The 13988-nt window shown below is 68.0% G+C and carries 10 protein-coding genes; 4 read left to right on the top strand and 6 right to left on the bottom strand.

The window, feature by feature from the left end; all coding sequences use genetic code 11:
* Nucleotides 1-4191 (top strand): hypothetical protein (locus JM664_RS11825; protein ID WP_227420134.1); only part of this gene is annotated, 4191 nt, incomplete at its 5' end.
* A 47-nt stretch (nt 4192-4238) separates the two neighbouring features.
* Here the strand turns inward: JM664_RS11825 and JM664_RS11820 are convergent.
* From JM664_RS11820 to JM664_RS11805, 4 genes are all read right to left on the bottom strand, one after another.
* On the bottom strand, nt 4239-4865 hold the full coding sequence (locus tag JM664_RS11820; RefSeq protein WP_227420133.1) for a class I SAM-dependent methyltransferase: 627 nt from the start codon (nt 4863-4865) through the stop codon (nt 4239-4241).
* Between the two features lie 298 nt (nt 4866-5163).
* On the bottom strand, nt 5164-6468 hold the full coding sequence (locus tag JM664_RS11815; RefSeq protein WP_227420132.1) for a UDP-glucose dehydrogenase family protein: 1305 nt from the start codon (nt 6466-6468) through the stop codon (nt 5164-5166).
* A gap of 139 nt (nt 6469-6607) precedes the next feature.
* Nucleotides 6608-7198, bottom strand: a complete 591-nt coding sequence (locus tag JM664_RS11810; protein WP_227420131.1) for an isopropylmalate isomerase — start codon at nt 7196-7198, stop codon at nt 6608-6610.
* 3 nt (nt 7199-7201) lie between these two features.
* A complete protein-coding gene (locus tag JM664_RS11805) occupies nt 7202-8227 on the bottom strand; it encodes an NAD-dependent epimerase/dehydratase family protein (RefSeq protein WP_227420130.1) in 1026 nt (341 codons plus the stop codon).
* Nucleotides 8228-8422: 195 nt separating this feature from the next.
* On the opposite strand from JM664_RS11805, the gene JM664_RS11800 reads away from it, so the two are divergent.
* The 3 genes from JM664_RS11800 (at nt 8423) to JM664_RS11790 (ending at nt 12106) form a co-directional block, all read left to right on the top strand.
* On the top strand, nt 8423-9220 hold the full coding sequence (locus JM664_RS11800) for a sulfotransferase family protein (protein WP_227420136.1): 798 nt from the start codon (nt 8423-8425) through the stop codon (nt 9218-9220).
* The gene (locus JM664_RS11795; RefSeq protein ID WP_227420129.1) at nt 9190-10056 is read left to right on the top strand and encodes a capsular polysaccharide synthesis protein; all 867 of its coding nucleotides are present in this window, start codon (nt 9190-9192) and stop codon (nt 10054-10056) included. Before JM664_RS11800 ends, JM664_RS11795 begins: the two co-directional genes overlap by 31 nt.
* Nucleotides 10057-10174: 118 nt before the next feature.
* A complete protein-coding gene (locus JM664_RS11790) occupies nt 10175-12106 on the top strand; it encodes an acyltransferase family protein (protein ID WP_227420128.1) in 1932 nt (643 codons plus the stop codon).
* A 42-nt stretch (nt 12107-12148) separates the two neighbouring features.
* Here JM664_RS11790 and JM664_RS11785 read toward each other — a convergent pair whose 3' ends face one another.
* Nucleotides 12149-13099, bottom strand: a complete 951-nt coding sequence (locus JM664_RS11785; protein ID WP_227420127.1) for a glycosyltransferase family 2 protein — start codon at nt 13097-13099, stop codon at nt 12149-12151.
* Nucleotide 13100: 1 nt separating this feature from the next.
* Nucleotides 13101-13982 (bottom strand): hypothetical protein, encoded by an 882-nt coding sequence (locus JM664_RS11780; RefSeq protein ID WP_227420126.1) that lies wholly within the window; start codon nt 13980-13982, stop codon nt 13101-13103.
* Nucleotides 13983-13988: the final 6 nt, after the last annotated feature.

The raw sequence follows: 13988 nt of genomic DNA, 5'->3' as shown, positions 1-13988 counted from the left end.
GACGGTACGAGCGCGTCGTTCTGGACCGATGTCGTGACGGTCGAGGCGGCCGAGGTCCCGGTCCAGCCCGAGGAGCCGCCGGTCGAGCCCGAGGAGCCGGCCGAGCCGCCGGTCGAGATCACGGTCGAGACGCCGCCCTTCTTCGAGACGCTGGTCGAGGGCGACGTTTTGGCGGACAAGGCGCGCGCCGGCAGCTACGCCCACCCTTCGGGGCCGGTGTCGAGGACGGCGGTGACGTTCAGTCCCAATCACCACGTCGCCGCGGGGGGCGTCGCCTATACCGTCACCGAGAGCCTCGCGGCCCCGGACGGTACGGTGCGCGAGGCGAGCTCGACGGCGACGGTGGCGGGCTACCGCGTCACCTGGGTCGAGACGCCCAAGCTCGCCGCGACCTATGCGACGGGCGACATCCTGACCCTCGACCTCTCCACCAGGGGCGGCGACGGCGTCGTCACCCGCTCCGTCACGGCCGCGACGCTGGACGGCGCCGACGTCTCGGCAGACGTCACGATCAGCGGCTCGACCGCGAGCTACAAGATCCCCGCCGGCGCGGTCGACGGGCAGATCCTGAGCCTCGCCTTCCGCGCCGAAGACGAAAGCGGCAACATTGCCACGGCCGCCGTGCAGACGCAGGTCGGCGCGCGGCTCTTCGACCTCGCGCTGAGCTTCTCCGACGGGATCATGCCGGTCGCCTACCGGGCGCCCGACCTCAACTGGAACACCCAGTCCGCCACGCGGTCGGTTCCGGCGGGCCTGTCGGAGAACCCGGTGGCCTCCAGGGGAGCGGCGCAGCTCTACCTGCCGCCTCCGGACGCGGCGGACATCGTGCGGGGCTTCTCGCTGCCCGCCGAGGTGCCGGGCGAATACGCGCTGAGCCTGGCGATGGAGTACCACAGCAACAACAGCAGCAGGCGGACGCAGGCGTCGATCACCCTGCAATCCCATGACGCAGCCGGCAACCCGATCGGAGCGACGCATCACGCGACGGTGCTGACCTCGAGCCATTCGGGCAATTCGGTCTTCGTGGACCTGCGGACGTTGAAGCTGTCACATCCGCAGGGCGCGAGCCGCATCCGCCTCACGGTCCATCAGATACTCCAGGGCGGCAACGAGCAGGCCGGGCGGCTCCACATCTTCGGCTTAAGACTCGTCCAGCTATCGGTCGCGGCCGCTCCGGACGCGGACGACTCCGGGTCCGACCAGATCCTTCAGCCCTTCCCCGAGCCCGAGCCGGACCTCGAGGAGGTGCCCGAGCCGGATCTCGAGCCTGGCCCGGAGCCCGAGCCCGAACCCGAGCCGACCCCGGAGCCCGAACCGACCCCGGAGCCCGAACCCGAACCGGAGCCCGAGCCGATCCCGGAGCCCGTCGTCGAACTGACGGCGCTGTCTGCGGCCGCGACGTGGGAGATCGAGCAGGGGCTCGAGACGGGCGGAGACCTCGGCATCGCCACCTTCGATGCGGCGGCCCACTTCAGCGGCGTCGATCAGGACACGACCTTCGAACTGTTGCGGCAGAACGGCGATCCCGAGGAAAGGATCGGCGTCGGCAGCTACGACGCGGGCGACGTCCAGATGTCGCTGGACAGCGGGATGCTGGCGATCAGCCGGTTCGACGTGTTCACCGAGGAAGCACCGCTGACCCTGCGGGCGACGAACTCCGCTAACCAGAGTTCCAAGCTGACGCTGAACCTGAAGGTCACGCCGTTCCATCCGAAGAAGCACATCTTCGATGCGACGCCCGGCATCCAGGGGATCTTCGTCGAAGCCGCGCGGACGCATCTCTACGGGGACACGCCGCCGGCGACGCCGATCGCGGGCAACGACAGCGATCCTGTGGCGTCGGTGGTGCCGGTCGCGGGGACGGTCTCGTGCCTGACCGCCCGCGACAGCTCCGGCGCCCTCTCGATACACGACCCGGACCGCGGCCTGACCTCGCTCAAGGGAGGCAAGGCCTGGCAGGCGCAGGAATCGATCACGGTAACGTCCGAGCAATCGTTCTTCGTCGCGGCACGACACAATTCGAACGGCACCGATCCCGCCTACCTGATGAGCGCCATGGAGAGCAGCTATACGGATCTGGCCTATGTCCATCTGACGGGGAGCAACCGCCCCTCGATGATGGTGCCGCTCCAGGACGGCAGCAAGCACACGATCACCCACGGCACCGCCGCGACCAACGGGCGCTGGATCCTGTTCAGCGGCAAGATCACCCCCGAGGAGGCGACCCTGTCCGTCGGCGGCGAGCGCGTGAGCGAGCTTCTTCCCGCGCCTCCGGCCGGATGGAGCAAGAGGGCGACCTACGGGGCCCGTCTCAGGGCAGGCAAGCGGAACAACGGGGTCAGCGGCAATCTCGGACCGCTCATCCACGTGTTCAACATGGCGCTGTCGCAGCAGCAGGAGGACATGATCCTGCGCTGGATGAACGACGCGACGGCGGGAGCGAGCCCGCGGCCCAAGTTCCTGTTCGAGCCGCAGATCAAGGTGGGCGGCGTGGGCGTCTCGACGGTGTCGGCGGGAACGACCCTGACCCACGACGCCGGTGCCGCATCGGCCGACCCGTTGCCGGGCCTGCCGACCGTGGAGGCCTATGCGGATGGCGCGCCGATTACCCTGTCCTCGGGCACCTACAAGGTCCCGGCGGGTGTGCGGCAGGTGGCGGTCGTGACCAGATACGACAACGGCTACGTGCCAAGCGCCGTCCATGTCGCGCATGTCGAGGCGGAGCCCGCAACGGCGCCATCCGGCGACGACCCGGCCCCGACCTGGACCGTCACCAAGTATGCCCACGACGGCGTTCTCTTCGAGTTCGACCGGCCGGTCGAGGTCGGCCACTTCGTCCAGGGACCGGGAAAGGGCGATCCCTTCATCAAGATGCCCGCCGGCTCGACCGTCGGGGTCAGGGTCGCGGCCCCGGCGCCGTGCGTCACCAGTGACGCGAACGAACGCAAGATCAACGGAGCGATGCTGAACCCGCCCTCAGGCTTGGCCACGGGCTTCGATAGCGCGGCGCGGAAATACTACAACGACAAGCTAAACGTTTTTTCCGATCCCCGCGCCTTCGTGCAGATGGGCCAGGGCGACAGCCTCGTCGCCTCGGTGTCCAACTATGATCACCCGCTTACGGGCAGCTACAAGAAGCTCAGCGACCGGTTTCTCGTTCTCACCTGCGTAGATTACAGCCCCTTTCACGACGAGTTCCGCCCACCGTTTTGCTGGCCTGATGCGGCCGGCCGGAAACCTCGCTATCGCATGAAGGACGTAGCCGCGAACATCCTCGATACGTGTCCGTCTCTGGATACATCGGGTCTGTCCGTGCCATCGAAGGCAGCGCTGAAGAGAGCGTTCGTCCGGCCGAACATCGATCTGGGGCCGGACTGGCAGCGGAATGCCTTCGATCCCGTTCAGGGTGAAAGCCAGTATGGGCGGGACCTCATGAAAGCGGCCGATGCGGTCGTGGCCTTCCTCAGCAGCGACGCCTCGGTCGCCGACAAGGCGGACGTGTCGCGCGGCATCGTGCAGGCCGGGCTGGACCGCTACGGCATCCTGAAGCACGCAGCCTCCCTCGGCGTGGCGGCCCGCAACAACCAATGGCGTGGTTCAGGTTCCGGGGGACATAACAACTTCCGCAAGTTCAACATCTTCATGACCGGCAAATTGCTGGCCGATGCCGACATGATGGCAGAGGTCGCGGCGCACGAGAACTGGCAGGAAGATGCGATGACGGTCTACGTCAGTCAGGAGATGGTGGACGTTTCGCAAGGCATCCACCCGACGATCAAATGGACTCCTTCCTACGGAGGGCGAGGTGCGCAGCCCTACGAGCAGGGAATGTTGAAAGGTCACCCGATGCCCGAATGGATCGGCACCCGGGAAGCGGCAGCGGTAAACTATCGCTGGTCTCACCCCTATCGCCAGGGCCCCGACCAGAACCACGAGAACCAGCACGCCTTCGTTCTCTGGCTCCTTGCCGGAGGACACAAGCAAGACTGGCGCCACGATTCCTTCTTCGACTACCACATGCGACACTGGAAATTGCGGACCGAGGGACTCGATCCGTGGCGTTTCCAGGGTGGCGCGACAGCACTCTACTCACCTGTCGAGGGCGCGGATCGCAAGTCCTACAGCGACTTCGACTATCTACTCTTCATGCGCCACATCTACAGCGTCTATCGATATCCTTGGGAAAAGTGATGCAGTCCGGCCCGGGCAGGACCAACCTGCCCGGATCGGAAGCAGGTTCAGTTCCTTCGGCTCGGATCGAAATCCCGAACGACGGTCAGGGATTTTGCCATGAAGCCCATTCGCTCTTTCTCAAGCCGTCCGTCGGGGTAAAGCTGGCGGAGCATGGAGGCGCCGATCATTCTGGTGTGATCTACCCGGCCAAGCGCCTCCGGGAAGCTGCACTTCCTTGCATAGCCGACATCGAAATGTGTGAACAGCCATAGGCGTACCTGATCTGGCAGCCAATGTACCAAGGGAAAGGCGTAATGCGGCTCGATCGGGAACCAGAAATTCGGAGTCTGGATGTGATAGGCATTCCCGACTCGGCGTGTTTCCGCCGCGAAGCGCGCCATATTTCTCAAGGAGCCCACGTGCTCGATGACGCTGTTGGAGTGTACGAGGTCGAAGGATCCATCCGCGTATTGCGGCATCGCGCACGCATCCCCCTCGACCTCCTCGATCCTGAGATCGGCGGCGCCTGACTTGTAGCGGTCAAGCTCGTCCTGAAAGTTCATGCAGATTATTCGGACCTTAGGCCTCAGATCGTCGGAGAGCATTCTCCAGTAGTCTGACCGGCCCCCGGCGTCGAGTATCTCGACCTCGTCCTTGTGCCTAAGGATGTCGAGAATGTGCCTTTCGACCATGCGAAAGCGGGCGGTGCGGAATTTCGTCTGCAGTCTCTGGAAAGTCTTTCCGCGTGTGGACATGGCGGGCCTTCTGGTTCTGCGTCACGGGTTCGTGCTGAAGTCGGCCTCAAGAGCGGTGGAGGCTACAGCAGCGAAGTAGGTGGAACGGTCGGCGTCACCCAAGATCTGTTCACGCCTGCGCAGGGAGCAAGGCCGCGCGGGCGGCCGCCCGCAGGCGCTGCTCGCCGCACATGATGCGCCGACAATGCCAGCTTTGCGGCGTTCTGCAATGATACAGTCCGCAGTATGGCGCGGGTCAGCGGCCGACGGCGGCGTAGGCGGTGAAGCCTGCCGCCTCGGCGTCGCGCGGGGAGTAGACGTTGCGCAGGTCGGCCATGCGGGGCTTGGCCATGGCCTTGGCGAGGCGGCCGAGGTCGAGGGCGCGGAACTCGTTCCATTCGGTCAGCATGACCACGGCATCGGCGTCCGCCGCGGCGGTGTAGGGGTCGTCTTCCCACGTCACGGAGGGCAGCAGGTGCTCGCCCTCGCGCCGGCCCTGCGGGTCGACCACGCGCACCTTGGCGCCGCCGCCCACCAGGGCGGGGACGATGGTGAGCGAGGGGGCGTCGCGCATGTCGTCGGTGTTGGGCTTGAAGGTCACGCCCAGCACCGCGATCGTCTTGCCGTTCACCGAGCCGTCGCAGAGGTCGAGGATCTTGTCGATCATCCGCCGCTTCACCGCATCATTGACGGCCATCACCGTCTCGACGATCCGGAGGGGCGCGCCGAGTTCCTGCCCGGTGCGGGCGAAGGCGGAGGTGTCCTTGGGAAAGCACGAGCCGCCGTAGCCGGGGCCCGCGTGCAGGAACTTGTTGCCGATGCGGCCGTCGAGGCCGATGCCCTTCGACACCTGCTTGACGTCGGCGCCGACCTTCTCGCAGAGCAGCGCCACCTCGTTGATGAAGGTGATCTTGGTCGCGAGGAAGGCGTTCGCGGCGTACTTGATCATCTCGGCCGAGGCGATGTCGGTCGTCACGATCGGAAAGTCGCGCAGGAAGAGCGGGCGGTAGATATCCGCCATGACCCCGGCCGCACGCTCGGACTCGACGCCGACGACCACCCGGTCGGGTCGCATGAAGTCGTCGATCGCCGCGCCCTCGCGCAGGAATTCCGGATTCGAGGCGACGTCGAACTCGGCCTGCGGATTGGTCTCGCGGATGATGTCGCGGACCCGCAGGTTGGTGCCGACCGGCACGGTCGACTTGGTGACCACCACGGCGTAGCCGGTGAGCGCCTGGGCGATTTCCTCGGCGGCGGCGTAGACGTAGGTGAGGTCGGCGTGGCCGTCGCCGCGGCGCGTGGGCGTGCCGACGGCGATGAAGACCGCGTCGGCGCCATCGACGGCCGCCTTGAGATCGCCGGTGAAGGTCAGTCGCCCCGCTTCGACGTTCTTGCCCATCAGGGTCTCGAGCCCCGGCTCGTAAATCGGCACCTCGCCGCGCTCGAGCATGGTGATCTTGCGCGGGTCCTTATCGACGCAGACGACCTCGTGCCCGAAGTCGGAAAAGCAAACGCCGGAAACTAGGCCGACATAGCCCGTGCCGATCATCGCGATTTTCATGGGTGAGACGTCCCTCTCTCAGTTCGGCTGCGTCGTGTCGCATACCCCTGCGCTTGTCAACGACAGCGCCCGGACATGATGAACGCGGCGAAAGCTGCTGCTGGACCGGCGCCGATCGCCTCCAGAAGCACCGCTGCGGTCACCGCCGGCCGCTCCGGGAACGCAGGGCGCCGAGCGCCCCGAGGGCGAAGATGCCGAGGCCGCCGATCTCCAGGATCCAGTTCATCCGCGCCCCGCCCGCGCGCAGGCCGATCAGCGCATCGACATGGTGGAACCCCACCGCCCGGACGAGGACGAAAGCGACGATCACGATCAGCCCCGCCGCTGCGATGCCGGTGCGGCGCAGGGTCCGGCGCAGCAGGACGAGCGCCAATGCGCCGCCCAGGGCCGAGGCGGCGATCAGCGCCAGCACGATCCCGGCCTGCACCGTTCGGCGCATGTCGTACCAGTCCTGCGCCCAGGCTACGCAGCGGCCGTAGGCGGTGAAGAAGGACTGCAGGTCGAGCTGCTTGTTCACCGCCAGCACGGCCAGCGCGGCGGCGCTCACGAGCCAGAAGAGCCGCTCGGTCCGGCGCGCGGGAGCGTTCTCCGGAAGCCTTGCCGCCGCCGCCAGCGCCAGGAGCGCCGCCAGGGCGTAGGCCGCGACCGTGACCCAGCCCATCGCGGTCGGGTCGCCGAGGCCTGGGCTCCAGCGTCCGAGGGCACAGCCGACGAGGCTCCACTCGGCCAAGGCTCAGAGTCCGTAATAGTCGCGGTACCAGGCCACGAACCGGGCGACGCCGTCGGCCAGCGCGGTCTGCGGGCGGTAGCCGGTCAGCGCCTGCAGGAGCGTCGCGTCGGCCCAGGTGGCGGGCACGTCACCCGGCTGGATCGGCATCAGGTTGCGCTGCGCCGCGCGCCCGGTCGCCGCCTCGATCGCGGCGATGAAGTCGGTGAGCCTGACCGGCGCCGAGTTGCCGATGTTGACGATCCGGAACGGCGCGACGGGGCTGAGCGTGTCGCCGGGCGCCGCGTCCGGTGCAGAATCTCCCTCTGCCGCGGGGGCAGGGGGCGCGGCGTCGATCAGAAGGCGGATCGCCGTCACCAGGTCATCGATGTAGGTGAAGTCGCGCCGCATCTCGCCGTGGTTGTAGACGTCGATCGGCCGGTCCTCGAGGATCGCCGCGGTGAACTTGAAGAGCGCCATGTCGGGCCGCCCCCAGGGCCCGTAGACGGTGAAGAAGCGGAACATCGTCGTGGGCAGGCCGTAGAGGTGGGCGTAGGAATGCGCCATCGCCTCGTTCGCCTTCTTGGTGGCGGCGTAGAACGACATCTGCGTGTCGGCCTTCATCTCCTCGCGGTAGGGCATCTCGGTCTCGGCGCCGTAGACCGACGAGGTCGAGGCCATCAGCATGTGCGCCGGCGGGTGCGCCCGCGCCGCCTCGAGCAGCTCGAAGGTGCCCGCGAGGTTCGCCTCGACATAGGAGCGGGGCTGCTCGATCGAGTGCCGCACCCCGGCCTGCGCCGCAAGGTGGATCACCACCTCGGGGCGCTCCTCGGCCATCAGCGACATCAGCCGCTCCGGCTCCTCCAGCCGCGCCTCGACCGGGCGGAAGCGCTCGTTCTGCGACAGCATCGCGTGCCGCCGCGCCTTGAGGCGGACGTCGTAGTAGTCGGTCAGCGCGTCGAGCCCCACGACGCGCCAGCCCTCGGCCAGAAGCCGTGCCGAGACGTGATGGCCGATGAAGCCGGCCGATCCGGTCACGAGCGCTGTCGGCATAGGTTCCCTCATTCCGCTCCCTCTTCAAGCGGGCGGGGCTGCGGAAGGCAAGCGCAAGCGGCACGTTAACGCAGATGGGCACAAAACCGCGGCGGGCGTTGACCGGAGCGGGCGTTTGCGGTCAACCGGACCGGCGATCCGCGAAGCGCAGGAAGAGGGGACGGGGCCATCAAGACCGCGATCAAGAACCTGGTGATGCCGGCCGTCCGGGCGCGGCCCGACTTCCTGATCGTGGGCGCGCAGAAGGCCGGTACGACCTCGCTGCACAGCTACCTCGCGCAGCATCCGCGGCTCACGCCCGCCCGCGGGCCGAAGGAGCTGCACTACTTCAACCTCTATTACGGGCGCCGCGGCGCGGCCTGGTACCTGTCGCACTTCCCCTGGCGCGTCCGCCACGACGGCAGCCTGCTCTTCGAGGCGACGCCGGACTACCTGGCGCACCCCGAGGCGCCGGGGCGGATCCGCCGCGACCTCGGCCGGGTCAAGCTGATCGCGGTGCTGCGCGAGCCCGCCGGCCGGGCGTTCTCGGCCTGGCGGATGTGGCACGGCTTTGCCGAGAAGAAGCCCGATCAGGCCGGCAAGGTCGATCCGCGCAGCTTTTCCCAGGCGATCGACGAGGAACTGGCCTCGCCCGACGGGCAGGCCGAGAAGCATTTCCACTACGTCGCGATGGGGCGCTACGCCGATCATCTCGCCACCTGGCGCCGGCACTTCGACGCCGCCGACATGCTGGTGCTCGACTACGGCCTGATGAGCCGCGACCTGCAGGGCTTCCTCGACCGGATCTGCGACTTCCTCGAGGTGGCGCGGTTTTCCGCCGCCGACGTCGAGCGCCTCGGCGGCGAGCGGCTCTGGGTCAGCCCCGCCGCGCCCGAGACCGACGAGGTGCGCGTGACCCTCGACCGCCTGCGCGCCTACTACGCCCCCTCGAACGCCCGCCTCTTCGAGATGCTGGGCGAGCGGTGGGACTGGCCGGCGGCCGTGCCGGCGTGAAGGTCTTCGCGCTCTGGGACAAGGGCCGCGACGGGGCGCCCGACCTGGTGCGCCGCTGCCTCGACCGCTGGGAGGCGCTGAACCCCGGCCACGAGCTCGTCGTGCTCGACCGCGCCGCGATGGAGGCCGAGCTCGCGGGCTTCCCCGACCCGGTCCGCGACCTGCCGATCCAGGCGGCCTCGGACGTGCTGAGGGTGCATCTGCTGGCGCGCCACGGCGGCGTCTGGGTCGACGCGACGGTGCTGCCGACGATGCCGCTCGACGACTGGCTGCCCGAGCTCCTGGCGCCGGCGGGTTTCTTTGCCTTTCTCAAGCCGGGGGCGGAGCGGCCGCTCTCCAGCTGGTTCCTGGCGGCCGAGCCGGGGGCGTCGATCCCGCCGCGCCTCGACGCCGAGATCCGCGCCTACTGGAGCCGCCCGCGTGCGCGGCGCCAGCGGCTGCCCCCGACCGCCGCGGCCCGGCTGAAGCTGCGCCTGCGCGCCCCGGCGCTCTACCGCTGGGCGGCGGAGTTCGAGCGCGACCGGGTCTCGACGGTGCGGCCGGAGCAGGGGCGCGACAGCGGCTTCCATCCCTACTACTGGCTGCACTACCTCGTCGCCTGGCTGATCGAGAGCGACCCCGACTTCCGCGCCGCCTGGTCCCGGATGCCGGCCCGCGCGGCCATCGCGGTGCACAACCTCCAGCGCGCGCGCACCGACGACGGGCTGACGCCCGACGAGTTCCGCCAGGCCGTCCCGCAGCTCCTCCGCACCGGGCCGGTGCAGAAGCTCAACTGGCGCATGGACTGGCCGGAAGAGACCTTCGCCCCCGTCGACCCCGCGCGCGTCGCGATCTGAGCGCCCCGCCGGCGCCGCAAGCCCCGGCACAGCAGATTTCCGCCGGCGCCGATTGACGAATCCCGCGATAAACCAGTATAGTTAATTCTGGGACAATTCCGAAAATCTAGCTTTTACAATGCGATACAGGCCGGAGATAGATGGCCTCAGGGCCGTTGCGGTCATGCCGGTCATCCTTTTGCACGCCGGGTTGGGACCCTTGTCGGGAGGCTTCCTCGGGGTCGACGTCTTCTTCGTCATCTCAGGCTACCTGATCACGTCCATCCTGATGGCCGATCTTGCCGGCGGCCGCTTCTCGATCGTGACCTTCTACGAGCGGCGTGCGCGGCGGATCCTGCCTGCGCTGGTGGTCGTGGCGCTGGCCTGCGTGCCCTTCGCCTGGCGCCTGATGACGCCGCAGGAGTTCGAGGACTTCGGCCAGAGCCTGGTCTCGATCGCCGTCTTCGCTTCCAACATCCTGTTCTGGCGGGAGAGCGGGTATTTCGAGCTCGAGGCCGCCACCAAACCGCTGCTCCACACCTGGAGCCTGGCGATCGAGGAGCAGTTCTACATCTTCTTCCCGCTGCTCCTGCTCGCCCTCTGGCGCCTCGGGCGGCGCTGGATCTGGGGCGTCACTGCGGCGCTGGGGGTGGCGAGCCTCGCGCTGGCCGGGTGGGGCGCGCGGGCGCATCCCGAGGCGGCCTTCTACCTGATGCCGACCCGGGCGTGGGAGCTTCTGGCCGGCGCGGGCTGCGCCTATGCGGCCATCCGGCACGGCGGCACCTGGCGCAGCCCCGCCTTGGCTCTGACAGGACTGCTGCTGCTCGTGGCGTCCATGCTCCTCTTCGAGGAGGGCATGCCGCATCCCTCTTTCCTGACCATCGTTCCGGTCGCGGCGACATGCCTCGTCATCCTCTGCGCCACGCCCGAGACCGGCGCCGGCCGCCTGCTCGCCAGCCGGCCGTTCGTCTGGACCGGCCTCGTGAGCTACAGCGCCTATCTCTGGCACCAGCCCGTGCTCGCCTTCGCGCGGATCTGGTACGGCCATGCGCCGCCCGCGCCGGTCATGGCCGGGCTGGTCCTGCTGACGCTGGGGCTCGCATGGCTGAGCTGGCGCTTCGTCGAGCAGCCGTTCCGGGCCGGGCGGGGCGGTCTCGTGCTGACCCGCGCGCGGCTCTTCTCGGGCGCTGCCGTCGCCGGCGCGGCCGTGCTGGCGGTGGGCGGCGTCATCGCCGCGGGGCAGGGGTTCCCGGACCGGTTCGGCCCCGGCGACCTGCGGGCGGCCTACCTCGCCACCGCCGCCAGCAGCCCCAAGCGCCTGGACTGCCATGCGGTCAACAGCGAGAGCCGGTCGCCCAAGAACGCCTGCACCTATTTCGGCGCCGACGTGCGCATCGCCGTGCTGGGGGACAGCCATGCCACCGAGCTTGCCTACGCCATCGCCCGCCTGAAGCAGCCAGACGGCATCGGCATCAGGCACTATACCTTCAGCGCGTGCGCACCCTCCTTCGGGACTGGCGAGGCGACGGAGTGTGCCGCCTACACCGACGAGGCGGTCGAGGATATCCTGTCCCGTCCGCGCATCGATACGGTGGTCGTCAGCTACCGCATCCACAGGCACCTCAATGGCGAGCACGACCTGGTCTATCCCGGCCAGCCCGATGAGGTCTCGCCCAAGGAGAGGGAGCGGCGCATGGTGGCGCTGCGAGCGCTGATCCAGAGGCTCCAGCAGGGCGGCAGGACCGTGGTCTACGTGCTGCAGGCGCCCGAGCTGCCGGCCCATGTCGACCGGCTGGTCCATCGGGCCAGCGCGGACGCGGCGACGGTGCCGGGGGTGCCGCTGGCGTGGTGGACCGACCGCCGCGCCTTTCTGGACCGGCGCATGGCCTCGCTGCCCACCGGCACCCTCGTCGTGGATCCGGCGAGGCTCTTCTGCGACCGGACGCAGTGCCATGCCGGCCGGCACGGCCGGGCCTACTATTTCGACGCCCACCACCCGTCCGTCGTCGGCGCCGGGATGGTAGCTCGGGAGGTTCTCGCGACGCTGGAGCGGCAGGCGAGCCTGCGATGACGGACCGGGCCGGGTGCCGCCACTCGAGAAGGCATGGCGCGGTCAGTCCGGGCGGCGGAGCAGGAAGCGCCTGAGGTAGCGCCGCTTCTCCCTGCGGCGCAGGCGCGGGTGGCGCAGGGCCCGCAGCAGGTCCGAGAGGGCGATCCGGCCCGGCGCGTCGAGGCGCTGCCGGAGGAGGCGGGCCGAGATCGTCTGCCGCGCCCAAGCCTGCGCCCGCGCCGCCGTCGCCTCGTCCAGGATGCTTGCCTGCCGGGCGCGGGCGATGTCGGCCTCGTACTGCGCGCCGATCCGCTCGAGCTTCATCGCCTGCAGCCCGGCGGCGGAGGAGAGGCTCCGCGGCAGCACCCGATAGCGGATGCCGGGGCGGTGCGAGACCAGGATCTCGCCCAGCATCAGCGCACGGAGCGCCAGCGTCGTATCCTCGGTCGGGCAGTCGGGGGCGAGCGGGCCGAAGCGTTCCCATACCGGGCGGCGGATCGCGCGCGAGGCGCCGCTGGAGCGGAACGAGCCGTTGCCCGCCAGCACGTCCTCCAGCGTCACTCGGGTCAGCCCGTCGGGGTCGGCGGGCACCGGGCGGGGCAGGGGGCGGCCCTCGGCGTCGATCCGCTCGTCGGTGAAGGAGACCGCCATCGCCTCGGGGTGCGCGCCGAGGAGCGCGAGCGAGCGCGCCGCCCGGTCGGGCAGGGGCAGGTCGTCGCCGCCCGCCAGCAGCACCACGTCGGCCTCGGCCAGCGCCATGAGCGCGTTGACGTGGTCCGCGAGGCCGAGGTTCGCCGCGTTCCGCCGGCAGATAACCCGGTGCGGCCCGTCGTAGCCCGCCGCCGCCTCCTGCACGATGCGGAAGGTTCCGTCGGGCGAGGCGTCGTCCGACAGGATGATCTGCAGCGGCGGCCCCTCCTGCGCCAGCGCCGCGCGCACCGTCTCGGCGACGAAGGCCTTGTGGTTGTAGAACAGGACGGCGAGCGTTGCGGCGGGGGGCTCGCTAGAAATCACTTCAGCGCCTCGCATGTTCGTAAGACTTCTGCAGCTCTGCCAACCGTTCTTCAGGGACGAAGATTTTGCGAGGGCCGCTTTCCCTCAAGGTAATCTGGTGCGCCAGCTTTCTTAAATGGGGCGCTACTGCGGGCATCTTCTTCCTGACCTTTTTCCAAGCCCATCGAAGAATACCTCTCTTGGCAAGATCCGCGGCAGTTATCTTCGGCAAACGGCGCGCACCCGTTCCCCGCAGAACACTTCCCTTGTTGGCGCACGGGATCGAGATCTGAGCGTCGATGCTACAATCATCTCCAAGAATATTTTTTAGATTTAGCATGTTCTGACTGATCGCATTGAATTCTACTAATCGCAGGGGGCGTCCAAGCCCCTCGATAAGCCGAACGACCTTGACATAGTCGTAGCAGTCACAGCGCTCGTGGTTAAAAAATCTCTTTGGAGAAATCTTGTCCCTGATGCCAAGGCTGTGGAATATCTGCTGGTAGTAGGACGGCAGAGCGTGCCCGGGCTCTCGGAGCGTAACAATGTAGGTGCGGGGCAGATTCCCGAGAAGGTCATCCAGACGTTCGATCTTCCTTCGGAAGGAGGCCTTCTCGCTCCAGACCAGAAACATTTCCTCAGAGATGAGAACTTTCTTCCCGCGAGCTACCAGATCCCGTATCTGGTCTAGTGCCGAATTAAGTTCATTATCACCTTCCGAGTTACCCTTCTTCCTTGTCGTGTGCCTGTGTAGCGCGTTGGGGATCCAGTTCCTGATCGGGTTGCGGGGCTGGAACACGCCCAAGAAAACGAAATCTGGATGCTCTACATTCTCGAGTCCGATTTGAAGGGAAGTTGTGGCCGTCTTGGGAGGGCCGAGGTGAAGGAAGAGGTGCCCGTTCATACTATT

It is taken from the genome of Roseitranquillus sediminis (assembly GCF_016918935.1).
Classification (GTDB): domain Bacteria; phylum Pseudomonadota; class Alphaproteobacteria; order Rhodobacterales; family Rhodobacteraceae; genus Roseitranquillus; species Roseitranquillus sediminis.
This window is presented reverse-complemented; position numbering and strand designations above follow the sequence as displayed.

Coding starts and splice junctions, on each gene's coding strand:
- JM664_RS11805 (WP_227420130.1), bottom strand. CDS start 8,227: ATGCCGACAGCGCTCGTGACCGGATCGGCCGGCTTCATCGGCCATCAC.
- JM664_RS11820 (WP_227420133.1), bottom strand. CDS start 4,865: ATGGTCGAAAGGCACATTCTCGACATCCTTAGGCACAAGGACGAGGTC.
- JM664_RS11800 (WP_227420136.1), top strand. CDS start 8,423: ATGCCGGCCGTCCGGGCGCGGCCCGACTTCCTGATCGTGGGCGCGCAG.
- JM664_RS11780 (WP_227420126.1), bottom strand. CDS start 13,982: ATGAACGGGCACCTCTTCCTTCACCTCGGCCCTCCCAAGACGGCCACA.
- JM664_RS11815 (WP_227420132.1), bottom strand. CDS start 6,468: ATGAAAATCGCGATGATCGGCACGGGCTATGTCGGCCTAGTTTCCGGC.
- JM664_RS11790 (WP_227420128.1), top strand. CDS start 10,175: ATGCGATACAGGCCGGAGATAGATGGCCTCAGGGCCGTTGCGGTCATG.